Source organism: Sulfitobacter sp. W074 (genome assembly GCF_025142275.1).
In the GTDB taxonomy this organism is placed as follows: Bacteria; Pseudomonadota; Alphaproteobacteria; order Rhodobacterales; family Rhodobacteraceae; genus Sulfitobacter; species Sulfitobacter profundi.
Window position 1 is genome coordinate 1 of sequence record NZ_CP081131.1, and the last position, 22,583, is coordinate 22,583.

Here is a 22,583-nt window from a genome sequence, read left to right on the forward strand (position 1 = left end):
CCTTTCGACGAAGAGCCGCTGATCAATGAGATCGAACAACTCTACCTCGCCGGGATCAAATCGGCCCGCGACTATATTTATTTTGAATCGCAGTACCTCGCTGCGGACTCGGTCTGTGATGCGCTAAAGGCGCGTTTGGCCGAGGAGGACGGGCCGGAGATCGTCATCATCAACCCGCGCGATGCGGAATCGCAGTTGGAAGATGACGCCATGCATGTCCTGCGCGAACGGCTGGTCGAAGACTTAAAGGGGGCGGATCACCAAAACCGCTTCCGCATCTATTTTCCCGTCACCGACGAGGGAGAGCCGATCTATGTCCATGCGAAGATCATGATCATCGACGACCATCTTCTGCGTCTCGGCTCCAGCAACCTCAACAACCGCTCCATGGGGTTTGACACCGAATGCGACGTGGCGATTGAGCGCCCCGCGCAGGTGATCGAAGGGTTCAGGACCCGCCTCATCGCCGAGCACTTGGGCCTGCCGCCGCCCGTGTGGGCCGAGGTGATGGCCGAAAAGGGGTCGATGATCGGAGCAATTGAAACCCTGAACCGCAAGAAAGGTCGCGGCCTGCGTGCCGTGTTCCGGGGCAGCGAGACGGTTGTCGGCGGCTTTCTGGCAAACACCCGGCTGCTTGACCCGCGCTATCATCCCCGGAGAGGGCACCACGACCGGGCGCGGCATTCGCCCGCGTCACATGGCGTTGATCGCGGGGGGGCTGGGCCTTGCATGGCTGGCATGGCGCAAATGGGCCGCCGCGATTCCCGAGGTCTAAGGTCTGGGCTCGGCGGCAGGTGCCGCGAAACGCGCGCTATCTTGCACAGGGTTGCGCTCGGCCGGTGCCGCGGGCGCGGTGAGCACGCGCCGCGATGTTCGGCAGGTCCAAGCGATCCCATAAAGGGCCGCCGTTCCCACCGCAGGCAGCACCCATGGCACCCAAGCCGCCTCGGGCCGTGCCATCATCACCGCCTGACAGACCAGTGCCAACACCGTGCCGCTGGCAAAGATCAACAGCCCATGCCGACCAATCAGCCGGAAGGGGCTCGCATCTGATGTCCAGAGAGGCGGGTTCACGCTTGGCAATTGTGACAGAAAATATCCCAAAGCCAGAATATGGATAAACCGCGGGGCAGAGAGATAGGTCTTGTCATGGGAGGTGATGTTGAAGGGCACCCCAGCTTCGCGCAGGTGATGCATCTGTAGGTTCAGGAATTTGCCCAAGCCCGGCACATAGCGCCATGCCAGCAACCCCCAAGCAACACCGCGACGGACAGCCAAAACAGCGCTTTCGACGCAGGAAAAAACCGATAGCCCTGCCGCTGGCTGAGCCCAACCAGCAGGCCGCAGACAAAGATCGCCTGCCACGCAAAAGGGTTAAAGAACCAGCCGCCCGGATTGGGGTAGTTCGGCAGGTTCAGTCGGAAAACGCCGGTCAGCAGCCAAAGGGTCAGCGACAGTGCCAAAAGCAGCCGCGGCCAGCGCAGCCCCAGCATGATCGCCACAGGGGCACAGACCAGCAGAACCGAATAGGCAGGCAGGATGTTCACATAGCCAAACTGGTGCGTCAAAAGCGGTATCCCAATCACGGATTGGGTCGGGTTTTGAAAGACTTGCCGCATGTTGATCTTGGTCAGAAACTCGGCCTCTGTCGTGATCTGGAAAGCGGCGGCAAAGATGCCCAAAGTCACGGCCGAGAGCATGATCTGCACGAGATAAAGCGACCATGCCCGCTTCCACAGCGGCGCGACCGCGCGCCAGAGGCCATGCCGCAGGCGGTCTTTCTCAATGAACCGGGGCGTATAGGCCAAGCCCGCTGCGATGCCCGACATCAAAAAGAACGCCTCTGCAGCGTCGGCAAAGCCTAGGTTGCGGATGGTCAGAGCTTCATAGGGGTTGCCGGGGACGTGGTTGATGAAAATCATCACCAACGCCAAACCGCGAAACACATCGATGCGCGGGTCGCGGGCAGGTTTGGCCGTGGGGGCAGAGCCGAGCGATCTCGCCGCAGGCGACAGCCCGGTGCTAGGCTGGGGCATGGGTCAGGTCCGCCGCTTTGGGTTTCGCCATCAGATGTTCGTAATTCCACGTCAGCCGCCAGACATCGCAGATACTGTCGTATTCCGCGACGACATCCAGCGGTGCCGCATCCTCCGGCACGGCAAAGAGCGTGCGAGGCAGGGGGCGGGAGGTCCATGCGATAAGCAGCGGGGCCAACAGCATCGGAACCGCCACGGGCAGCAGCCAGATCGTCAGGTCAGGCGCAACCCATTGCACCGCCGCGATGATCGCCGCGCCAATGAAAACGATCCACCGGCCCGCCGCCCAGCCATCCGCCAAGCTCAACCGGCCTTCGTTGCGTTGGTTGGCAGGCCAGCCCCCGTCTTGGCCCGAGAGCACCTGCAACACCGCGCGGCTGTGATAGAGCAGCATCAAGGGGGCCAAAAGCGTGGTCAGCACGATCTCGGTCAGAACCGAGAGCGACATGCGCAGGCTACGGCCAAAGTCGCGTGCGCGCTTGGTCAGGATCGCGTGCAGCAAGATCAGCAGCTTCGGCACCACCAGCAGACCCAAAACGCCCAAGGCCAGCAGCGTGATCTCGCGCGTGCTGGTGTCGGGGAAGACGGGGAAAAGCTGATAGGGGCCGGGGAAATACTCAGGCGGCGGCGCGTAAAGCGTGCTGATGGCCGAGGTGATCAGAAACGCCGCCCAAAGAAGGGAGACGACATAGGCGGTGACGTTTCTGCAAAAAGACAAACCGGCTCCAGCCCGCAGCCCGGGGGCAAAGATCAGCCGCGCATGTTGCAGGTTGCCTTGGCACCAACGCCGCTCTCGCCGCGCAAAGGACAGGACATTCTCAGGGCCTTCTTCGAAAGAGCCGCCCCCAGGTTTCATCCACCTCGACCTTCCAACCGGGCGCGGGCAAGCAACGCCGCCTCGACATAGTCATGGCTGAGAATATGCCCGCCCAAGGGCGGCGGGCCGGAAAGCTCGGCAGCCCACAGCTTTCGGCGAAGGCGCGGACGCGGATGATTGCGTTATGGCCCCAGAAGGGCCCCGTCGGGCCCTGCATACGGGGCAAGGCCACGGGTGAAGATCGGGCCATGAAAACCACGAGGCGAATTGCAGTGCCCGGCCAAAGAAAGACCGCGCGCCGATGATCTTGGGCAGGGTCTGTAGCAACCCCAATTGCGGATCGGCTTGCATCCGCGCGATCATGGCGCGGATCGTCTCGCCCTCCATCAGACTGTCGGCGTCAAGGATCACCGCAAGGTCATAGGCCCCGCCGGAGCTGCGCATGAACTCTTCGATATTGCCCGCCTTGCGGCCCGCATTGTCGCGCCGTCTGCGGTAGAAAATACGCCCTTGGCCATCTGTCTCGCGCAGCAATCGGGCAAAGGCGAATTGCTCTTTCCCGGCGAGTGCGTCATCGCGCGTGTCCGACAGAACGACGAAATCCGCCGTCACACCGGCCCGGGTGACAGATCGGTCAATCGCGGCGATGCGGGCAAAAGTGGTCAGCGGGTCTTCGTTGCAGATGGGTACCGCGATCACGGTGCGCGGCTGCGGCGCGTCCAGCGCGGGGCGGGGAGGCGTTGATCTGCCGCCGAAAAGCCCGATCAGCGCCAATGACGCCCCCCAAGCCAGCCAAGCCGTGGTCGCGAAAAACGAGCAGGGCGCGGATGCCGTCCCACCCGCTGAACCCATCGCGCGCCGCCGCCTCGGCCAAAAGCATTGACGCAAGGGCCGCACAGCCGAGAGACAAAAAGACGGCGAACGCCCGTGCAAACCGGGTCGCCCCGTCCGCCGCAAGCTGCCTTTGCTGAAGTGTCATTGAACCTAGGCCTTGCGCCGCAGCAGGAACGCCCGCGCGACATCGGCCAGCCCGGCCAGATGGCCGCGCCGTTCCAAGGTCTGCCGTGGCATGGCAAGCGGGGCGGCGGGCGGCATCCAAGTCTCGGCCTCAACCGTCATTGCGGAATAGGGGGTCGTCGCGTCTTGAAGGTTCATGCGTTGATCCATTGGTACACCCATGTCTCTGTAAGATTGCGGTCATATCCCGATAGAACTGCCTTGATTTCGGACGATGGCGTCAGGCTCTGCACGCAGTTCCAGCAACCAGCCGCCATTCGTCTCTGCCATCTACCCGGCTCAGGATCGCCTCGACGATTTCGCCGTTCTGCGCGCTGGCGATCGGCTCCAACTCTGCGTCGCTTGGCATATCGCTCAGCTGTCCGCCGGCAAAGTCGATGACGAATTTGCGGGTTTGCGTATCTGCCTCTACCCCCGCAAACCCCGCCGTGGCCCGAACGCAGCCGCACCACGCGGCCAAGGGTCTGCGGGTCGCGCCCGGTGGGTTCATCCCCCAGTGCATGCGGTTAGTCATAGGCCAATTCATCCCCAGCACGGGTTTCGCCCTCGGGAATCCAATAAGCGACGATGTTGTCATTGCCCTCCAGATCGGAGGGAATTTCGACCAGTCGCACCGTGCCCTTGCCCCAGTCGCCCAAGGGTTCGATCATCAAAGAGGGGCGCCGTTCGTAATGGGCCTGCGCATCGAGGTAATGCTCAAAGTCCCGGTTGCGCTGTGCCAACCCGAAGGAGCGCGGGCTCTGCGCCCCGAAATAGGAACTCGCCAAACGCGGCGGATTGTTCAGCGGGCGGCAGAGGGTCGCATCCTTGCCCGCGTTCAGCACAAGACTTCGCTGTCGTGAACCGAGGGGCGGAAATCGTCAAAGCTGCCCTTGTCCGCGCCATTGTGCAGGAACATCGAGGTCAGCGGCGCGATGCCAAGCTGCTTGATGTCTTGCGCAGGAACAGCCGCATGGTGACCTCGACGGTGGTGTCGTTCGCCCGGTGTGATCACGAACCTATAGGCGCCGGTCACCGACGGGCTGTCGAGTGCGGCATAGATCGTGGCGCTGCTATCGCCCGGTTCGGGACGGCGCAGCCAGACCTCGCTGAAACGGGGGAACTCCTCGCCTTTCGGGCAGGCCGGTTGTTGACGGCAAGGCCGCGCGCGCTCAGCCCATAAAGCGTGTCTTTCCCAGAGCGCGGAAATAGCTCGCGCCTTGGAAGACGATCAATTCGTCGAAAATATCGGCGCGGTTGAGCGGGGTGTGCAGACGGAAACCGGCAACGCCCGGCATCTCGCATTGGGGGGGATCGACTTGGCAAGCGCCGCGTCGTCATATTCAAAATCCGCGGTGGTGAAGCCCATGGGCTCAACCGTCCTCGCCCCGGACCCTCGTTGATCTCCACCGCTTCTTTGAACAGCCAGCCGGGGTGGAAGGCGTGCAACCTAAAGGTAACGCCCTTTTCCTGCCAGCGCGCCTGTTCGGGTCGGGAATCGAATCCGTTGATAGGCGTCGTAATCAAGATCGGCGAGGAACCCTTTGACCGGCTTCGGAGCCGCATAGGACGACTGCGCCAAGTCCCGCATGTCATTGACCAGATTGTCGAATGTGAAGGAGGCGGCAGGCACCTCTTGCGCGCGACTGCGCAGCGGCATCAGCGCGGCAGCAAAGGACGCGGCGGAGAGGGTCAGAAACTGACGCCGCTCTAAGCTTTCGGTCCGCAATTTTTTCGATCGTGTAGTAGAAGAATTTGGCAAAACAATACCCCGAGAGACACGTTAAGAGTGTGCAATTTTTTCCCTATCTAATCCTTTCGGCGGCGCTGGAAACTTGATTCAGTAACTTTCAGCGGAATGCTGCAGAGCAGCGCGGAAAATCGCCTATCCGGGCTTTGCTTGCCGGGGTCTGCACAAAATTTTGCCCAGATTACCGTAGCATCGCCGCTTTTTTGACATTCGAATCCTGTGAAGCGGCGCCATTGGTGGGGCTTTGGGGGCATGCTACGGCTCTCAGCGCTCCAACCTCAGACGGGGCCGAAGCGCGGGAGGGGTCAAACCGCGTCGAGCCCGTCGGCCAGCAAGCGCTCTAGGCTTTGCACTTCGACCTCCGTCAGGGAATCCCCTTTGCGCGGGTTTCAGCGCGGGCCTTGAACCGGCGCTGCGAGGGCAGCCGCGCCCCTTGGGCCGTGATCGCGGCAAAGAGCGTTTCCGCCCGCGCAAAGGGATCACCGGGGCGGCCAGCGGCAAACTTTTCCGGGTCGAAGGCGATGATCAACTCACCATGGGCCGGCGCGAGGGTGAGAGAGCCCAAGGCGTCGCGCGCCTCTTGGCTGGTCAGGTCGCCGATCATCACCCCGGCGAGCAGTTCGATCATGGTGGAAATGGCGGATCCCTTATGGCCACCAAAGGGCAACATGGCCCCGGCAAGGGCGGCTTTGGGATCGGTCGTGGGCCTGCCGTCGGGCGCGATGGCCCAGCCTTCGGGCAGGGGCGTGCCCGCGCGGCGGTGCAATTCGATCTCCCCGCGCGGCGACGCTGGTGGCAAAATCAAAGACGTAAGGGTCGCCCTCTGCCCGTGGCCAGCCAAAGGCGAAAGGGTTGGTCCCCATCAAGGGGTCGGTGCCGCCCGACGGGGCCACGCTGGCATAGCTGGGGCACATCGCCATGGCGGCGAGGCCCATATCGGTCAACGTCTCAATCTCGGGCCAGAGGGCGGCGAAATGGGTGCAATCGTTGATCACCATGGCGGCGATCCCGGTCGTGCGGCAACGCTCTGCCAGCACCGGCGCGCCCGCGTCGAATGCAGCGTTGGAAAAGCCGCCTCCCGCGTTCACGCGCACAATGGCGCTGTCGTCTTGGTGCATCTGCGGCACCGCATCGGGCACCACTTTGCCCGCCTTGATCGTGCGCAGGCACCCTTCGATCCGGTAGATGCCGTGGGATTTGCAGGCATCGCCTTCGCCCGCCACGATCACCCGCGCGAGGGCGGCGGCATTCTGCGGCGACAGGCCCGCGCCTTGGAAATCTGCATGACAATTCCGTTTAGGGCGTCGTGGGACAGGGTCGTATCGGTCATCTGGATCCTCGCAGGGCTTGGGGTTGCAATCATGCATACATCATGTATGCAGTTGCGCAGAGACGCAAGCTGACACCGGGCCGCGGCCCGCATGAAAGGATAGACGATGGCCTTTACCCCCCATGGCAAACATCTGATCGCCGGCGAATGGATCGCCACCGACGACCGCTTTAGTTCCAGCCCCGCCCATGGAAACGCACATGAATTCTCGGTCGGCACGGTGGATTTGGTCGACCAAGCCTGCGAAGCTGCCGAAGCGGCGTTTTGGGACTTCGGCTATTCCAGCCGCGCCACCCGCGCTAAGTTTCTGAACGCCATCGCCGATGAGATCGACGCCCGCGGTGCCCAGATCACCGAGATCGGCAGCCAAGAAAGCGGCCTGCCCACAGCGCGTCTGGAAGGAGAGCGGGGCCGGACCGTCGGCCAGCTGCGCCTCTTTGCCGCGCATATCGAAAAGGGTGACTACCTCGACCGCCGCTTCGATGCCGCCATGCCGGAACGCCAGCCCGCCCCGCGCCCGGCGATCACCATGGTGCAACGCCCGATCGGCCCTGTCGCCGTCTTTGGCGCGTCGAACTTCCCGCTGGCTTTCTCAGTCGCAGGCGGTGACACGGCGGCGGCGCTGGCGGCAGGCTGCCCGGTCGTGGTCAAAGGCCACTCCGCCCATCCCGGCACGGGTGAGATTGTTGCAGAAGCGATCCATGCGGCGGTTGAAAGCTGCGGCATGCCGCGCGGGGTGTTTTCGCTGATCCAAGGTGGCAATCGCGCTGTTGGTCAGGCCGTGGTGCAGCATCCGCTGATCAAGGCCGTGGGTTTCACCGGCTCTCTCGCGGGGGGGCGGGCGCTGTTCGATCTCTGCGCCGCGCGGCCGGAGCCGATCCCCTTCTTTGGTGAATTGGGCTCGGTCAACCCTATGTTCATGCTCCCCGCCGCGATGGAGGCACGGGCCGAGGAACTGGGCAAAGGCTGGGCCGCGTCCCTGACCATGGGCGCGGGCCAGTTTTGCACCAATCCGGGCATTGCCGTGGTGATCGACGGGGCAGGGGCAGACGCCTTCGTGAAAAGTGCCGCCACCGCACTGCAAGACGTGGCCGAACAGGTCATGCTGACAGACGGTATCGCGCAGGCCTTCTGTGCGGGCCGCGACACGTTCAAGGCCGCGCAGAGCCTGCGCCAAGTGCATGTAGCCGACAGCACTGGCCGCAACGCCGCCCCGGCCCTGTTCGAGACCACGGGCGCAGAGTTCAAAGCCAACCCGGCGCTGCATGAAGAAGTCTTTGGCCCGCTGGGGCTGGTGGTGCGGGTTGCTTCGCTGGAAGAGATGCGCGCGCTGGCTCTCGATCTGGACGGGCAGTTGACCATCACCCTGCATATGGGTGACGCGGATGTTAAGGCCGCGCGGGTCTTGATGCCGGTGCTGGAACGCAAAGCCGGACGTCTGTTGGCAAACGGCTTCCCCACCGGCGTCGAGGTGGTGGATTCCATGGTGCACGGCGGGCCCTATCCGGCCAGCACCAACTTTGGCGCGACCAGTGTGGGCACCCTGTCGATCCGGCGTTTCCTGCGGCCGGTGTCCTATCAGAACCTGCCAGAGGCGCTGCTGCCCGAAGACGCGGCGGGGTGATCCCAGACGGGAAAGCCGGGCTGCACGCCCGGCTTTTTCATTTTAGCCGGAAAAGAGGGCGGCTGCGGCCCTATTCCCATCCCCAAACAATGACGACGGCGTCTCAATGTATCAAAAATATGTCGACACATCGGTAAAAGTTAAAAATACATATTGTATTTTTAATGAAGACATTGTTCCTTCATACCACCCCGTACCCCGCCCAGACAGAGTCGGGGCGACCAACCCAAGAGGGAGATATCTATGAAATTTACGCAACTCGCCGGGAGCCTCGTGGCTGCGACCGTGATCGGCACCACCGCACATGCCGACAAACTGGACGACATCATTTCTTCGGGCACGCTGCGCTGCGCCGTGGTGCTGGACTTCCCGCCCATGGGCTCGCGCGATGACACCAACACGCCCGTCGGCTTTGACGTGGATTATTGCAACGATCTGGCCGCAGCACTCGGTGTCGAAGCCGAAATCGTCGAGACGCCATTCCCCGACCGTATCCCCGCGCTCGTCTCAGGCCGCGCGGATGTGGGCGTTGCCTCCACCTCCGACACGCTGGAGCGGGCCAAGACGGTTGGCTTCTCGGTCCCGTATTTCGCCTTCACCAATGTCGTGCTGACCCGCGAAGACGCAGGTGTCGACAGCTTTGAAAGCCTCAAGGGCAAGACCGTCGGCTCCGTCGCGGGCACGTTTGAGGCCATCGCGTTGGAAGAGCAGGTCGACGCATGGGACGACGGCAGCTTCCGTTCTTATCAGAGCCAAGCTGACGTGTTCCTGTCCCTGTCCCAAGGTCAGATCGACGCGACCGTCGTGACTTCCACCGTGGCGTCTTCCATCGTCAACGGCGGCAAATTCGAAGGTCTGACCATCGCGGGCGATGCGCCCTTTGACGTGGACTACGTCGGCCTCATCGGACTGCGTCAGGAGTACGGTCTGCTGAACTATCTCGATCTCTTCGTGAACCAGCAGGTCCGCTCGGGCCGCTATCAGGAACTCTTTGACAAATGGGTCGGCGGCGACGCGCCTGACCTGACCATCGCCAAAGCCTATCGTTGATGGATGCGGGGGCCGCGCCTTGCGGCCCCCGTCTGCCGATAACCGCTGATCGGAGCAAATGATGGGCAACTACACCTTTCAATGGCGACAGGCCTTTCGCGCTTTCCCAGAAATGCTGGAAGGCGCGCTGGTTACGCTGCAGATATCGATCCTGTCGATGCTGATCGGCGTTGCCATCGCCGTGCTGCTGGCCGTGGGCCGCGATGCCAAATCGCGCTGGCTGCGGGCACCTGCGACCGCATGGGTCGAAGTGGCGCGCAACACGCCTGCACTTTTTCAGATTTACATGGCGCATTTCGGGCTTGGGTCTTTCGGGATCTACCTCAGCCCCTATGCCGCACTGCTGGCCGGGATCGCCTTCAACAACGCGGGCTACCTGTGCGAGACGTTCCGCGGCGCGATGCGGGCCATTCCGGACACGCAGCTGCGCGCCGGTCGGTCACTGGGCATGGGGCAAGCCAAGGCGTTTCGCCTGATCATCGTGCCGCAGATGTTCCGCATCTCGTTTCTGCCAACCACAAACCAGATGATCTGGGCGATTTTGATGACATCCCTGGGTGTCACGGTGGGCCTGAATTCGGACCTCGCGGGGGTCACACAAGACCTCAATGCGCGCAGCTTCCGGACCTTTGAATTCTTCGCATTGGCGGCGGTGATCTACTACGTGATCGCCAAGGCCGTGATGCTCGGCGCACGGCTCATGGCCGCCCGCCTGTTTCGCTACTGAAGGAAGAGAATAGATGTTTGATACGGCTCTGACCTTCAACGACTTAATGTTCATGCTCAAAGGCGCGGGTGTGACGCTTTCGGTCACCGCCTTTGCGGTGGTGGGCGGCACGCTGCTGGGGGTCTTCTTCGGGGTGCTGCGCAGCCAGATCAGCCCTTGGGCGGCCCTGCCGCTGACCTTTGTGCTGGATATCTTCCGCTCGGTTCCGCTGCTGATCCAGCTGATCCTCGCCAACGCTTTTCAGGCCATCGCGGGCTGGGGGATTTCCCCCTTCGTGACCTCCTGCATCGTGCTGGCGCTTTATACCTCGGCCTATTGCACCGAGATCGTGCGCGGCGCGATTGAGGCGGTGCCTTCGGTCACCCGCCGTGCGGCCCGTTCGCTCGGCATGACATGGGGCCAAGACCTCACGCAGATCGTCTTTCCCATGGCGCTGCGCGTGGGCCTGCCCAGTTGGATCGGCCTGACGCTTGGCGTGATGAAAGACAGCGCGTTGGTGATGTGGCTTGGCATCATCGAACTGCTGCGTGCCTCGCAAATTCTGGTGACACGCCTGCAAGAGCCGATGTTCATCCTGCTCGTGACGGGCGCGATCTATTTCGCGCTCAGTTTCCCCATTGCCCGGCTTGGCAGCCGCTTGGAAAAAAGGTGGCAAGAAAATGATTGAGATTGAAAACGTCCATAAATCCTTTGGCGCACTACAGGTGCTCAAGGGCATCGACCTGACCGTGCAAAAGGGCGAGGTCGTCTCGGTGATCGGCGGCTCTGGCTCGGGCAAATCGACGCTGCTGACCTGCATCAACGGGTTGGAGCCGATCGACAATGGCCGCATCGTGGTCGACGGCACCGAGGTCCACGCCCGCGACACCGACCTGAACAAGCTGCGCCGCAAAATCGGCATCGTGTTCCAGCAGTTCAACGCCTTCCCGCATCTGACGGTGCTGGAAAACGTCACGCTGGCTCCGCGCAAGGTCAAAGGTATGGGCCGCAAAGAAGCCGAAGAGATCGCGGTGCAGCAACTCTCGCATGTCGGTCTGGCCGACAAGCTGGGCGTCTATCCCGGCCGCCTGTCGGGCGGGCAGCAGCAGCGGATGGCGATTGCGCGTGCATTGGCGATGTCGCCCGATTACATTCTCTTTGATGAGGTGACCTCGGCGCTCGACCCGCAACTGGTGGGCGAGGTGCTCGACACGCTCAAATTGCTGGCAGATGAGGGGATGACGATGATCTGTGTCACCCATGAGATGAGTTTCGCACGCGATGTGTCGGACCGGGTGGCGTTCTTTCACAAGGGCGTCATGGCCGAGATCGGCGCGCCGGATCAGATCTTTGGCGATCCGCAGCAAGAAGAGACCCGTCAATTCCTATCGAGCGTCCGGTAATGAGCCAATCTCCGGTGACGGTTGTCGGCGCTGGCGTGGTGGGCCTGTCTACCGCGCTGGCGCTTCAGGCGCGCGGGTTGACCGTGCGGGTGATTGACCGCGAAGGCCCGGCAGCGGGCGCGTCGGCGGGCAACGCAGGCGCCTTTGCCTTTACCGAGATCCTGCCGCTCGCCTCACCCCGGATGATCCGGCAGGCGCCGAAATGGCTGCTGGATCCGCTGGGGCCGCTGACCGTGCCGCCGCGCTATGCCGGGCGGATCACACCGTGGATGTGGCGTTTCTGGAAGGCAAGTTGGCCTGCGCAGGTGCGGGCTTCGACCGTGGCGCAGACGGCGCTGATGAAGCTCTCGCAGGCCGCGCTCGACCCGCATCTGGAGTTGAGCGGCCTTGCCCATATGCTGCGGCACGACGGGCAATTGCAGGTCTATGAGAGCGAGGCCGAGTTCCGCGCGTCACTCCCCGGTTGGCAGGCCCGCGAAGAGGCGGGGATCGCCTTCACGCATCTAAAGGGCGATGAGATTGCGGCCTATCAACCCGGTCTTGCGCCCGGCTTCACCCATGCGACCTTCACCCCCGAGTGGCAGTCGATTTCGGACCCGCGTGACTATGTGCTGGCGATGGCAGAACGCTTCCGGGCAGGGGGTGGCGAGATCACGATCACTCGCGCCGAGCGTCTGGTTGCGGGCGGGGTCGAAACCTCCGATGGCATGATCCCCGGCTGCGTCGTGCTGGCCGCAGGTGCGCACTCGCATCACTTGGCCCTCACCGCCGGCGCGAAAATCCCGCTGGAGACCGAGCGAGGCTATAACACGACGCTGCCCGCCGGGGCCTTCGACCTGAAGCGTCAGATCACCTTCGGCGGCCATGGATTTGTCATCAGCAAGGTCGGCGACGGCCTGCGCGTTGGCGGGGCGGTGGAACTGGGCGGGCTCGACCTGCCGCCAAACTTTGCCCGCGCCGATGCGATGCTGAAAAAGGCCAAGCGCTTCCTGCCGGGGCTCGACACCTCGGGCGGCACGCAATGGATGGGTTTCCGCCCCTCGCTGCCAGATAGTCTGCCTGCCATCGGCGCGCTGCCGAACCGTCCGGATGTGTTCTGCGCCTTCGGCCACGGGCATCTTGGCCTCACGCAATCCGCGGGCACCGCCGCCATCATCGCGGACCTGATGACCGGCCAAGACCCCGGCATCGATCTGACCCCCTTCTCTCCCGCCCGTTTCTAGAGGCTGACATGACGCAACACACATTTCCTTGTATCGACGGCCACACCTGCGGCAATCCGGTGCGGCTCGTCACCGGCGGCGCGCCCCTGCTCAAAGGTGCGAACATGCTGGAAAAACGCGCGCATTTTCTGGCGGAATACGACTGGATCCGCACCGGTCTGATGTTCGAGCCGCGCGGCCATGACCAGATGTCGGGCGCGATCCTTTATCCGCCGACACGGGATGATTGCGACATCGCCGTGCTGTTCATCGAAACCTCGGGCTGCCTGCCGATGTGCGGCCACGGCACCATTGGCACCGTCACCATCGCGCTGGAAAACGGACTGGTCACGCCTGCTACCCCCGGACAGTTACGCCTTGAAACCCCCGCCGGGCGGGTCGATGTGACCTACCGCCAAGAGGGGCGTTTCGTCGAAGAAGTGCGGCTGACCAATGTGCCCGCCTTCCTCCATTCCGAAGGGCTGACGGCTGAGGTCGAAGGCTTGGGCGAAGTGGTCGTCGATGTGGCCTATGGCGGCAATTTCTATGCCATCGTCGAGCCGCAGAAAAACTTCCGCGATATGGCAGATTTCTCTGTTTCCGAACTGGTCGGTCTCAGCCCGAAACTCCGCACGGCGCTGAACGCGAAATACGAATTCATCCACCCCGAACACCCCGCCATCAACGGGCTAAGCCACATCCTCTGGACCGGCGCGGCCCAAGCCCCCGAGGCTCACGCCCGCAACGCGGTTTTCTACGGCGACAAGGCGATCGACCGCTCCCCCTGCGGCACCGGCACCTCTGCCCGGATGGCGCAACTCGCGGCCAAGGGGAAGCTGAAAGTTGGCGATGATTTCGTGCATGAATCCATCATCGGGTCGATGTTCAAAGGCCGCGTCGAAGCAGCGGCGGAGTTGGCGGGAAAGCCCGCGATCATCCCCTCCATCGCCGGTTGGGCCCGGGTCACCGGCTTTAACACCATCTTTATCGACGAGCGTGATCCCTTCGCGCATGGCTTTGTCGTCACCTGACTTGGAAAGGCTCCCCATGGCGCAAATCATCGTTCCCGCCGAGGCCCAAGGCGCGGTGCTCGTCTCGTCCGAGGGGTTGAGCTTCTGGGGCGGCGTCGATCCGGCCGATGGCAAGGTCATCGACGCGCATCACCCGCTCTGTGGACAATCGCTAGCAGGGAAGATCGTGTTGATGCCGACCAGCCGCGGCTCCTGCACCGGCAGTGGCGTCTTGTTGGAACTGGCGCTGAATGGCCATGCGCCCGCCGCCTTGGTTTTCCGCGAGGCCGAAGACATCCTGACCTTGGGGGCGCTGATCGCGGGCAAAATGTTCGACAAGCCGCTCGCGGTACTGCGCCTCGGCGCAAAGGACTACGACCTGCTCGCCAAAGCGCGCAGCGCGCGGATTACGCCGGAGATGCTGAGCACGGATGAGTGGGACTTGCCGCTGTCCGACAGGCCCGCCCGCGATCTGCATCTCACCGCTGAGGATCAAGCAATGCTGGGCGGAGCCCACGGCCCGGCAGTTCAACTGGCGATGGAGATCATCTGCACCATGGCGCGCGGGCAGGGGGCCGAGAGGCTGGTCGACGTGACCCGCGTGCATATCGACGGCTGCATCTACGCCAGCCCGGCCAATCTGCTTTTTGCCCAGACCATGGCCGATATGGGCTCGCAGGTGCGGGTGCCAACGACGATGAATGCCATCTCGGTCGACCACGGCAACTGGCGCGCGCAGGGCGTGCCGCCGAATTTCGGCCTGCCCGCCAGCCGTCTGGCCGATGCTTATGTCACCATGGGCGCGCGGCCCAGTTTCACCTGCGCGCCCTACCAACTGCCCGCCCCGCCCGAGCGCGGCGAGTTTATCGCATGGTCGGAATCCAACGCGGTGATCTATGCCAATAGCGTGCTTGGCGCGCGAACGGTGAAACATCCCGATTTCCTCGACCTGTGCATCGCGCTGACCGCACGCGCGCCGCTTTCGGGGGTCTATCTGGATGACCACCGCGCCCCACGCCGGGTGATCGATGTGGCATTGCCCGCGCAATATAACGAGGCGATCTGGCCGATGCTCGGCTGGCTGGCGGGGCAGGCGGCACCGGACCGGATCCCGCTGCTGCGCGGGCTGGAAACCGCTGCGCCGAACGAGGATGACCTCAAAGCGCTCTGCGCCGCCTTTGGCACCACCTCCGCCGCGCCGATGCTGCATGTGGCAGGCGTCACGCCCGAAGCCGATCTGCCCCCCGTGGCCGAGGCCGATACGCTGCGCATCACGCCCCAAGACCTGCGCCGTGTCTGGCGGCAATTCAACGCGGGGCCTGCGCAGGTCGATCTCGTGGCCTTCGGCAGCCCGCATTTCTCGCTCGCGGAATGCCGAGCTTTGGATGCGGCTCTGGCCGGGCGAAAACGTCACCCAGACACGGCGGTTATCGTTACCCTTGGGCATGACACGCTCACGGCGGCGCGCGACGACGGCACCGTGGCGCGGCTCGAAGCGGCAGGGGTGCAGGTCGTGCCCGACATCTGCTGGTGCTCGATTTCCGAGCCGGTCTTCCCGCCCTCGACCAAGGTGTTGATGACCAACTCGGGCAAATATGCCCATTACGCCCCGGGCCTTTCGGGCCGTGCGGTGCGCTTTGGCAGTATCGCCGATTGCGTTAAGGCCGCCGTGACCGGGCAGGCCGGGGAGGCGTTGCCGACATGGCTGGCCGCAAAGGAGACTAACAATGCGTAGCAGCAAGACCGTTCATGTGATCTCGGCCCATGCCGAGGGCGAAGTCGGCGATGTGATCGTCGGCGGTGTCACCCCGCCCCCCGGCGACACGCTTTGGGAGCAAAGCCGTTGGATCGCGCGGGACCAGACGCTGCGCAACTTCGTGCTGAACGAGCCGCGCGGCGGGGTGTTTCGCCATGTGAACCTGCTCGTCCCGCCGAAAGACCCGCGCGCCGATGCAGCCTTTATCATCATGGAGCCGGAGGACACGCCGCCGATGTCGGGCTCCAACTCGATCTGCGTGTCGACCGTCTTGCTCGACGGGGGGATCCTGCCGATGACCGAGCCGGTGACGGAGCTAACGCTCGAAGCGCCGGGCGGGCTGGTGAAGGTCCGCGCGGAATGTCGCAATGGCAAGGCGGAGCGTATTTTCGTGCAGAACCTGCCGAGCTTTGCAGCCCGGTTGGATGTGCCGCTTGAAGTCGAAGGGCTGGGCCGGCTCACCGTCGATACCGCCTATGGCGGGGATAGTTTCGTGGTCGTCGACGCCGCCGCGATGGGGTTTTCGCTAGAGGCGCATGAGGCCCATGACATCGCCCGCCTCGGCGTGCGGATCACCAATGCCGCGAATGCCGCGATGCGGTTTGAGCATCCCGAGAACCCCGATTGGCAGCACTTCTCTTTCTGCCTTTTTGCCGGGCCAGTCACCCGCGACGCGACCGGTCTGCGCGCCGGGGCGGCGGTGGCAATCCAGCCGGGCAAGGTCGATCGCTCCCCCACGGGCACGGCGCTCTGCGCGCGGATGGCGCTGCTGCATGCGCGGGGGGAAATGGGGGTGGAGGACAGCCTGACCACGGTCTCGCTGATCGGCTCGACCTTTACCGGGCGGATCTTGGGCGAGACGCGCGTGGGCGATCATCCGGCGATCCTTCCCGAACTCTCTGGGCGGGGCTGGGTCACAGGCATCCACCAGCACATGCTAGACCCCGATGACCCGTGGCCCGGCGGCTACCGACTGTCCGACACTTGGGGGGCACGCGGTTAGGCGCCCATCCCTTTCGCCAAATTGAACCCCGATCCCCCGGCCTGAGTGGGGGCGGGGCGCGGGGTGGATATTCGCCGCGCTACCGCCGCGCCGCCTCGGCGCGAAGCCGCCGTCCTTGGCTGACGCGAGGCAACGTCTTGCATGTGCACTTGGTTTTCGATTGATTACTTTTCAATCAGAACACGAACTTTCAAACAACGGAGAGTCACCATGAAGCTACGCACCACACTTGCATCCTCCGCATTGGCGCTCAGCCTTGCGTTTCAGGCCCAAGCCGCCGATGTCCCCGAGGGTGTGAACCTTGCCGAAGATCAAAGCTATACCTTCTGGCTGCTTGACGCGATCAAGTCGATGGACCCGCAGATCAACACCGATGTCGAAGGTTCGGACGTGCTGCGCAACCTCTTTGAAGGGCTTTATAACGAAGACGGCAATGGCGAACTGGTCCCCGGTGTGGCGCTGGATCATGAGGTCTCCGAAGACGGCAAGACCTATACGTTCAACCTGCGCAAAGACGCCAAATGGTCCAATGGTGATCCGGTCACGGCCAATGATTTCGTCTATTCTTGGCGCCGTTTGGCGGACCCGGCGACCGCGTCGGAATACGCATGGTATATGGAGTTGATGCAGGTCGAAAACGCGCCTGAGATCATCGCCGGGGACAAGTCGCCCGAGGAATTGGGCATCCAAGCCGTCGACGACCACACGCTTGAGGTCAAGATCACCACGCCGCTGCCCTATTTCCCGCAGATGCTGGTGCATGGGTCGACCTTCCCCGTGCTGCAAAGCGTGGTGGAAGAGCATGGCGACGATTGGACCGATGCGGGCACGCTCGTCGGCAACGGCGCTTATAAACTGGTCGAGCATCAGTTGGGCGAACGTGTCGTGATGGAGAAGAACGACACCTATTGGGATACCGACAACGTGGTGATGGAGAAGATCACCGCGCTCACGATCAATGACGTGAACCAAGCGCTGACCCGCTATCTGGCGGGTGAGTTGGACCGCGTGGATATCCCCGCCGGGCAGTACCCGCGTCTGAAGAAAGAATACCCCGAACAGGCGGTCTCAACCCCCTATAACTGCTCGTATATCTACATGCTGAACGTAGGGGAAAAGGGCCCCGAGGCGCTGAAAAACGTCAATGTACGCAAAGCCTTGGCCTATGCCATCGACCGCGACATCATTGTCGAGCGTATCCTGCAAGGCGGTCAGAAGCCGTCGTACAACTGGACCCACTGGGCGATCGCCGATTTCGAGCGTCCCGAGTTGGATTGGGCCGACAATATGGATCAGGCGCAGCGCGTGGAAAAGGCCAAGGAACTGTTGGCCGAGGCGGGCTATGGCCCCGACAACCCGCTGGACCTGACGCTGCAGTACAACACATCGGAAGATCACAAAAAGATCGCCATCGCGGCCTCGCAGATGCTCAAGCAGATCGGCGTGAACCTCACGCTGGATAACTATGAGTGGAAGGTCCACACCGACCGCATGCAGCGCCAAGACTACGACATGGCGCGCTATGCATGGTGCGGCGACTACAACGAGGCCTCGACCTACCTCGATCTGCTGACCTCATATTCGGGCCACAACAACGGCGAGTTCTACAATGACGCTTATGACAAGCTCATGAAGGACAGCAAAACCGCCGAAGACCCGCAGCCGCTTTACAAAGATGCGGAGCGTATCTTGGCCGAGGAAATGCCGATCATCCCGATCTACCACTACGCCAACGTCGACATGATCGCGGAAGACATCGAAGGTCTGCCCGAGAATAACGTCAACAACACGTGGTACGGCAAAGACCTCTATCGTACCGCGGAGTAACCTCTCGACATTCGGGCAGCCCGGCGGTTAAGGCACGGGCTGCCCGATTCCATTTTGCCCCCCCCTCAACCCCCCCGTATCCGGAGCGCGCGCCTCTTGCTCAGTTACATCCTCAAGCGCCTTGCCATCGCTGTTCCGACGCTGCTTGTGCTGATCGTCATCTCCTTTCTGCTGATGCATTCCGCCCCCGGTGGGCCCTTCACATCAGAGCGTGAATTGCCGCCGCAGGTGCTGGCGAACCTCAATGCGAAATACGGGCTGGATGATCCGCTTTGGAAGCAGATCGGCAGCTATGTTTGGGGCATCGTGACCGAGTTCGATTTCGGGCCGAGCTTTGTTTACAAAGACCGTTCGGTGAATGAGATCATCGCCCAAGGTTTCCCGATTACGCTGACCTATGGGCTGTTGTCCTTTGCTGTCGCAGTGATCGTCGGCGTTGGCCTTGGCGTGGCCGCAGCGGTGCGGCACAACTCGCTGCTCGATTATGTCGCGGTTGGGGTTTCCATCGGGGCGCAGGTGCTGCCGAATTTCGTCATGGCGCCGATCTTGGTGCTGGTCTTTACGCTCTGGCTTGGTTGGTTGCCCGGGGGCGGGTGGCAAGGGCCGGAGTATTGGATCATGCCGGTGATCGCGCTGTCGACATCCTTCATGGCCTCGATTGCGCGGATCACCCGCTCGTCGATGCTTGAGGTGCTGACCTCGAACCACATCCGCACCGCGCGCGCCAAGGGGCTGCCCGAACGCCGGGTGATCCTGCGCCATGCGCTGAAACCCGCGATGCTGCCAGTGATTTCCTATCTGGGCCCCGCTTTCGTGGCGATGATCACCGGCTCTGTGGTGGTCGATATCTATTTCTCCACCGGCGGCATCGGCAAGGCTTTCGTCGATTCAGCGCTCAACCGCGACTACGCGGTGATGATGGGGGTGACGATCCTCGTGGGCGCGCTGACCATCTTCTTTAACCTCGTGGTCGATATCCTCTACGGGTGGATCGACCCCAAGATCCGGTACTGACATGGTGATGACATCCGAACAACGGGTCGAAGCCAGCGAGATTGCGGGCAAGGGGCGTTCCCCTTGGGCCGATGCGCGGCGGCGGTTTTTCCGCAACAAGGCGGCGCTGATGGGTCTGGTAATCCTCGGCTTCGTCGTGGTCTTTGCGCTTTTCGGCAACAGCTTTGCGCAATGGTCGAACGAGGAATTGGACTACAACGTCATGGGCCAGATCGTCGAATTGGGTGGGCCGTCGATTGAAAGCGGCCATTACTTTGGCACCGACGATCTGGGGCGCGATTTGTTCGCCCGCACCGTGCAAGGCACGCAGATCAGCCTCGCGGTGGGCCTTGTCGGCGCGTTGATTGCCTGTGTGGTCGGCACGCTTTACGGCGCGGTGGCGGGCTACTTCGGCGGGCGCACCGACAGCATCATGATGCGGCTCGTCGATATCTTCATGGCCGTGCCTTACATGTTCGTGCTGATCCTGCTCTTGGTGATGTATGGCCGTTCGATCACCATTCTTTTTGCGGGCGTCGGGCTGATTTCATGGATGGAGATGGCCCGCATCGTGCGGGGCCAGACGCTGACCATCAAGGGCCGCGAGTTTGTTGAGGCTGCCCGCGCCACCGGCGTTTCGGCCCCGGTCATCATCCTGCGCCATATCGTGCCCAACCTCTTGGGCGTCATCGCGGTATATGCCACGCTGCTGGTCCCGCTGATGATCCTGACGGAAAGCTTCATCTCTTTCCTCGGGCTTGGCATTCAGGAGCCGCTGACCTCCCTCGGGGCGCTGATCTCCGAAGGGGCGGGGACCATCGCCTATGGCACCACTTGGCAGTTGGGTTTCCCGCTGCTGTTCTTCTGTCTCACGCTCTTTGGCCTGTTCTTTATCGGCGACGGATTGCGTGACGCCCTCGACCCCAAGGATCGCTGATGTCTCTGCTGGAAATCGACAAGCTCTCTGTCACCTTCGACGGCGAAGATGGCCCCGTGCATGCGGTCAATGACCTGTCGCTGTCGATCAGCCGGGGTGAGACCTTGGGCATCGTCGGCGAAAGCGGCTCGGGCAAATCGCAGACCGCCTTTTCGATCATGGGCCTGCTCGCGCCGAACGGGCGCACCGCTGGCTCGGTCCGGTTTGACGGGCAAGAGATTTTGGGCGCCAAACCCAAGGTGCTGAACAAACTCCGGGCTGAGCGGATTGCGATGATTTTTCAAGATCCGATGACCTCGCTCAATCCTTACATGCGCATCGCGGACCAGATGACCGAGGTGCTGACCCTGCACAAAGGCATGTCCAAACGCGACGCACTGGCGGAGTCGGTGCGGATGTTGGACGCAGTAAAGATCCCCGCAGCCAAGGAGCGCATCCGCCTCTTCCCGCACGAGTTCTCCGGCGGGATGCGCCAGCGGGTGATGATCGCCATGTCGCTGCTGTGCAAACCCGACCTGCTGATCGCGGATGAGCCGACCACCGCGCTCGACGTGACGGTGCAGGCGCAGATCATGGACCTGCTGGGTGATCTGCAAAAGGATTTCGGCATGGCCACGATCCTCATCACCCATGACCTTGGCGTCGTCGCGGGGTTCTGCGAGCGGGTGCTGGTGATGTACGGTGGCCGCGTGATGGAGCAGGGCCCGACCGAGCCGCTTTTCGCGCAACCGACGCACCCCTACACCCGTGGCCTTCTGGCTGCCGTGCCGCGGGTCGATGACCAAGACGCCACCATGAAGGCGATCCCCGGCAACCCGCCCAACATGGCCGCCCCGCCCGAGGGCTGCCCTTTCCGCCCGCGCTGCACCTACGCCGGTGAGGATTGCCGCGTGATGCCGCCACTTGCGCCTTTTGCCGAAGGCCGCGCCCGTGCCTGCCACCGTCCGATTGCGGAGGTCACCGCATGAGCCCGCTTCTCTCAGTGCGCGATCTCCACGTTCGTTTCCCCATCACCCGCGCTGGCGACATGCCTTGGACGAAACCGCGCTATCTGCACGCGGTGAACGGGGTGAGCTTTGATCTGGAGCCGGGCAAAACGCTTGGCGTGGTTGGCGAATCCGGCTGTGGTAAATCCACCCTCGCGCGGGGTTTGATCCAAATGGTCCCGGCGACGGGGCAGGTGAACTGGCGCGGAGAGACGGACCTGCTGTCACTCTCCCCCCGGCAGATGAAACCCTACCGTTCTGAGATCCAGATGGTGTTTCAAGACCCTCTGGCCTCGCTCAACCCCCGCATGACGCTGGGCCAGATTATCGCAGAGCCGCTGCGCACGCACCGGCCCGAGATCTCTGCCAAGGAACGCCGCGCCCGTGTCGCGCAGATGATGGAGCGCGTGGGTCTGCTGCCGCAGATGATCAACCGCTACCCGCATGAGTTCTCGGGCGGCCAGTGCCAACGCATCGGCATTGCCCGTGCCCTGATCGTGGAGCCGAAGTTGCTGATCTGCGATGAGCCGGTCTCGGCGCTTGATGTGTCGATCCAAGCGCAGGTGATTGAGTTGCTGAAGGAGCTGCAACGCGATCTGGGGCTGGCGATGATCTTTATCGCCCATGACCTCAGCGTGGTGAAAAACATCTCGGACGAGGTCATGGTGCTCTATCTGGGCCGCATCATGGAAAAGGCCCCCAAGGCGCAGCTCTACGACAACCCGCAGCACCCCTATACGCAGGCGTTGCTTTCGGCGGTGCCGATCCCCGACCCCGTGGCCGAACGCGCCAAGCAGATCGTGCCGATGACGGGCGATATGCCCTCCCCGATGAACCCGCCCTCGGGCTGTGTTTTCCGGGGCCGCTGCCCGCGCGTGCAGGCCGATTGCGCTGAGGTGGTGCCAGAACCGGGGCGGGGCGCGCATCAGGTGGCCTGCATTCACCCCGGCCCGATGCAGGAAAATGAAGTGGCCGTAGGGCGCTGACGCCCTGCTGTCGGTTTAAATCCCTTTATAATAACGCTTTACCTGCCGCCTTAGAACCCCGCGGCGGCTTTGCATTCTGCAAAAATGATATACGTCTATCAAAAATGATTGACGTATATCAAAATATCCTCATAGATAGGGTCAAGACGCGCCGCTTGGGAGGGTTGGTGC

At 62.7% G+C, this 22,583-nt stretch carries 22 protein-coding genes and 2 pseudogenes; 14 read left to right on the forward strand and 10 right to left on the reverse strand.

All coding sequences use genetic code 11. The features are described from left to right. Window positions 1–771 precede the first annotated feature (771 nt). The 10 genes and pseudogenes from opgC to K3762_RS17345 form a co-directional block, all read right to left on the reverse strand. Window positions 772–1,197, reverse strand: coding sequence for an OpgC domain-containing protein (gene opgC, locus K3762_RS19680; protein ID WP_409202471.1), 426 nt, complete (start codon window positions 1,195–1,197; stop codon window positions 772–774). A gap of 8 nt (window positions 1,198–1,205) precedes the next feature. After that, complete coding sequence (locus tag K3762_RS17305) at window positions 1,206–2,036, reverse strand: OpgC family protein (RefSeq protein ID WP_260012924.1); 831 nt, start codon at window positions 2,034–2,036, stop codon at window positions 1,206–1,208. Further along, window positions 2,023–2,892 carry a hypothetical protein gene (locus K3762_RS19640; RefSeq protein WP_311198992.1) on the reverse strand — a complete coding sequence of 290 codons (870 nt, stop codon included), beginning with the start codon at window positions 2,890–2,892 and terminating at the stop codon, window positions 2,023–2,025. Before K3762_RS19640 ends, K3762_RS17305 begins: the two co-directional genes overlap by 14 nt. Before the next feature lie 51 nt (window positions 2,893–2,943). Beyond that, complete coding sequence (locus K3762_RS19645; RefSeq protein ID WP_311198993.1) at window positions 2,944–3,705, reverse strand: glycosyltransferase; 762 nt, start codon at window positions 3,703–3,705, stop codon at window positions 2,944–2,946. Window positions 3,706–3,837: 132 nt separating this feature from the next. Then, the gene (locus K3762_RS17315; RefSeq protein WP_162931903.1) at window positions 3,838–4,008 is read right to left on the reverse strand and encodes a hypothetical protein; all 171 of its coding nucleotides are present in this window, start codon (window positions 4,006–4,008) and stop codon (window positions 3,838–3,840) included. Between the two features lie 82 nt (window positions 4,009–4,090). After that, complete coding sequence (locus tag K3762_RS17320; protein ID WP_260012927.1) at window positions 4,091–4,384, reverse strand: glucan biosynthesis protein; 294 nt, start codon at window positions 4,382–4,384, stop codon at window positions 4,091–4,093. Further along, window positions 4,377–5,059 (reverse strand): annotated as a pseudogene (locus K3762_RS19685) (glucan biosynthesis protein). The gene K3762_RS17320 and the pseudogene K3762_RS19685 overlap by 8 nt, the downstream one beginning before the upstream one ends. Further along, the gene (locus K3762_RS17335; RefSeq protein WP_260012931.1) at window positions 5,022–5,147 is read right to left on the reverse strand and encodes a glucan biosynthesis protein; all 126 of its coding nucleotides are present in this window, start codon (window positions 5,145–5,147) and stop codon (window positions 5,022–5,024) included. Before K3762_RS17335 ends, K3762_RS19685 begins: the two are co-directional and overlap by 38 nt. Window positions 5,148–5,299: 152 nt before the next feature. Then, complete coding sequence (locus K3762_RS17340) at window positions 5,300–5,578, reverse strand: glucan biosynthesis protein (protein ID WP_260012932.1); 279 nt, start codon at window positions 5,576–5,578, stop codon at window positions 5,300–5,302. Window positions 5,579–5,904: 326 nt separating this feature from the next. Beyond that, window positions 5,905–6,884 (reverse strand): annotated as a pseudogene (locus tag K3762_RS17345) (Ldh family oxidoreductase). A 151-nt stretch (window positions 6,885–7,035) separates the two neighbouring features. Here K3762_RS17345 and K3762_RS17350 point away from each other — a divergent pair. From K3762_RS17350 to K3762_RS17415, 14 genes are all read left to right on the forward strand, one after another. After that, window positions 7,036–8,553, forward strand: a complete 1,518-nt coding sequence (locus K3762_RS17350; RefSeq protein ID WP_132445582.1) for an aldehyde dehydrogenase (NADP(+)) — start codon at window positions 7,036–7,038, stop codon at window positions 8,551–8,553. A gap of 243 nt (window positions 8,554–8,796) precedes the next feature. Beyond that, window positions 8,797–9,603: a transporter substrate-binding domain-containing protein gene (locus tag K3762_RS17355; RefSeq protein WP_132445579.1), complete on the forward strand. Its 807-nt coding sequence runs from the start codon at window positions 8,797–8,799 to the stop codon at window positions 9,601–9,603. A gap of 61 nt (window positions 9,604–9,664) precedes the next feature. Then, window positions 9,665–10,330, forward strand: a complete 666-nt coding sequence (locus K3762_RS17360; RefSeq protein ID WP_120352371.1) for an amino acid ABC transporter permease — start codon at window positions 9,665–9,667, stop codon at window positions 10,328–10,330. 13 nt (window positions 10,331–10,343) lie between these two features. After that, entirely contained in the window at window positions 10,344–10,997 is a 654-nt protein-coding gene (locus K3762_RS17365) for an amino acid ABC transporter permease (RefSeq protein ID WP_120352372.1), read from the forward strand. Further along, window positions 10,990–11,712 (forward strand): amino acid ABC transporter ATP-binding protein, encoded by a 723-nt coding sequence (locus K3762_RS17370; protein WP_132445576.1) that lies wholly within the window; start codon window positions 10,990–10,992, stop codon window positions 11,710–11,712. Before K3762_RS17365 ends, K3762_RS17370 begins: the two co-directional genes overlap by 8 nt. Next, entirely contained in the window at window positions 11,712–12,935 is a 1,224-nt protein-coding gene (locus K3762_RS17375; protein ID WP_132445573.1) for an FAD-binding oxidoreductase, read from the forward strand. The genes K3762_RS17370 and K3762_RS17375 overlap by 1 nt, the downstream gene beginning before the upstream one ends. A gap of 8 nt (window positions 12,936–12,943) precedes the next feature. Continuing rightward, the gene (locus tag K3762_RS17380) at window positions 12,944–13,945 is read left to right on the forward strand and encodes a 4-hydroxyproline epimerase (protein ID WP_132445570.1); all 1,002 of its coding nucleotides are present in this window, start codon (window positions 12,944–12,946) and stop codon (window positions 13,943–13,945) included. Between the two features lie 16 nt (window positions 13,946–13,961). Beyond that, window positions 13,962–15,659, forward strand: a complete 1,698-nt coding sequence (locus K3762_RS17385; RefSeq protein WP_132445567.1) for an aconitase X — start codon at window positions 13,962–13,964, stop codon at window positions 15,657–15,659. Next, a complete protein-coding gene (locus tag K3762_RS17390) occupies window positions 15,652–16,683 on the forward strand; it encodes a trans-3-hydroxy-L-proline dehydratase (RefSeq protein WP_260012939.1) in 1,032 nt (343 codons plus the stop codon). Before K3762_RS17385 ends, K3762_RS17390 begins: the two co-directional genes overlap by 8 nt. 210 nt (window positions 16,684–16,893) lie before the next feature. Next, the gene (locus K3762_RS17395; RefSeq protein ID WP_120352377.1) at window positions 16,894–18,510 is read left to right on the forward strand and encodes a peptide ABC transporter substrate-binding protein; all 1,617 of its coding nucleotides are present in this window, start codon (window positions 16,894–16,896) and stop codon (window positions 18,508–18,510) included. 96 nt (window positions 18,511–18,606) lie between these two features. Next, the gene (gene oppB / locus K3762_RS17400; protein ID WP_120352378.1) at window positions 18,607–19,524 is read left to right on the forward strand and encodes an oligopeptide ABC transporter permease OppB; all 918 of its coding nucleotides are present in this window, start codon (window positions 18,607–18,609) and stop codon (window positions 19,522–19,524) included. Window position 19,525: 1 nt separating this feature from the next. Then, window positions 19,526–20,440, forward strand: a complete 915-nt coding sequence (locus K3762_RS17405) for an ABC transporter permease subunit (protein WP_120352379.1) — start codon at window positions 19,526–19,528, stop codon at window positions 20,438–20,440. Further along, window positions 20,440–21,408 (forward strand): oligopeptide/dipeptide ABC transporter ATP-binding protein, encoded by a 969-nt coding sequence (locus K3762_RS17410; protein ID WP_132445559.1) that lies wholly within the window; start codon window positions 20,440–20,442, stop codon window positions 21,406–21,408. Before K3762_RS17405 ends, K3762_RS17410 begins: the two co-directional genes overlap by 1 nt. Then, window positions 21,405–22,412, forward strand: coding sequence for an ABC transporter ATP-binding protein (locus tag K3762_RS17415; protein WP_120352381.1), 1,008 nt, complete (start codon window positions 21,405–21,407; stop codon window positions 22,410–22,412). Before K3762_RS17410 ends, K3762_RS17415 begins: the two co-directional genes overlap by 4 nt. Window positions 22,413–22,583: the final 171 nt, after the last annotated feature.

Coding starts and splice junctions, on each gene's coding strand:
- opgC (WP_409202471.1), bottom strand. CDS start 1,197: ATGCATCACCTGCGCGAAGCTGGGGTGCCCTTCAACATCACCTCCCAT.
- K3762_RS17305 (WP_260012924.1), bottom strand. CDS start 2,036: ATGCCCCAGCCTAGCACCGGGCTGTCGCCTGCGGCGAGATCGCTCGGC.
- K3762_RS19640 (WP_311198992.1), bottom strand. CDS start 2,892: ATGAAACCTGGGGGCGGCTCTTTCGAAGAAGGCCCTGAGAATGTCCTG.
- K3762_RS19645 (WP_311198993.1), bottom strand. CDS start 3,705: ATGGGTTCAGCGGGTGGGACGGCATCCGCGCCCTGCTCGTTTTTCGCG.
- K3762_RS17315 (WP_162931903.1), bottom strand. CDS start 4,008: ATGAACCTTCAAGACGCGACGACCCCCTATTCCGCAATGACGGTTGAG.
- K3762_RS17320 (WP_260012927.1), bottom strand. CDS start 4,384: ATGACTAACCGCATGCACTGGGGGATGAACCCACCGGGCGCGACCCGC.
- K3762_RS17335 (WP_260012931.1), bottom strand. CDS start 5,147: ATGCCGGGCGTTGCCGGTTTCCGTCTGCACACCCCGCTCAACCGCGCC.
- K3762_RS17350 (WP_132445582.1), top strand. CDS start 7,036: ATGGCCTTTACCCCCCATGGCAAACATCTGATCGCCGGCGAATGGATC.
- K3762_RS17355 (WP_132445579.1), top strand. CDS start 8,797: ATGAAATTTACGCAACTCGCCGGGAGCCTCGTGGCTGCGACCGTGATC.
- K3762_RS17360 (WP_120352371.1), top strand. CDS start 9,665: ATGGGCAACTACACCTTTCAATGGCGACAGGCCTTTCGCGCTTTCCCA.
- K3762_RS17365 (WP_120352372.1), top strand. CDS start 10,344: ATGTTTGATACGGCTCTGACCTTCAACGACTTAATGTTCATGCTCAAA.
- K3762_RS17370 (WP_132445576.1), top strand. CDS start 10,990: ATGATTGAGATTGAAAACGTCCATAAATCCTTTGGCGCACTACAGGTG.
- K3762_RS17375 (WP_132445573.1), top strand. CDS start 11,712: ATGAGCCAATCTCCGGTGACGGTTGTCGGCGCTGGCGTGGTGGGCCTG.
- K3762_RS17380 (WP_132445570.1), top strand. CDS start 12,944: ATGACGCAACACACATTTCCTTGTATCGACGGCCACACCTGCGGCAAT.
- K3762_RS17385 (WP_132445567.1), top strand. CDS start 13,962: ATGGCGCAAATCATCGTTCCCGCCGAGGCCCAAGGCGCGGTGCTCGTC.
- K3762_RS17390 (WP_260012939.1), top strand. CDS start 15,652: ATGCGTAGCAGCAAGACCGTTCATGTGATCTCGGCCCATGCCGAGGGC.
- K3762_RS17395 (WP_120352377.1), top strand. CDS start 16,894: ATGAAGCTACGCACCACACTTGCATCCTCCGCATTGGCGCTCAGCCTT.
- K3762_RS17405 (WP_120352379.1), top strand. CDS start 19,526: ATGGTGATGACATCCGAACAACGGGTCGAAGCCAGCGAGATTGCGGGC.
- K3762_RS17410 (WP_132445559.1), top strand. CDS start 20,440: ATGTCTCTGCTGGAAATCGACAAGCTCTCTGTCACCTTCGACGGCGAA.
- K3762_RS17415 (WP_120352381.1), top strand. CDS start 21,405: ATGAGCCCGCTTCTCTCAGTGCGCGATCTCCACGTTCGTTTCCCCATC.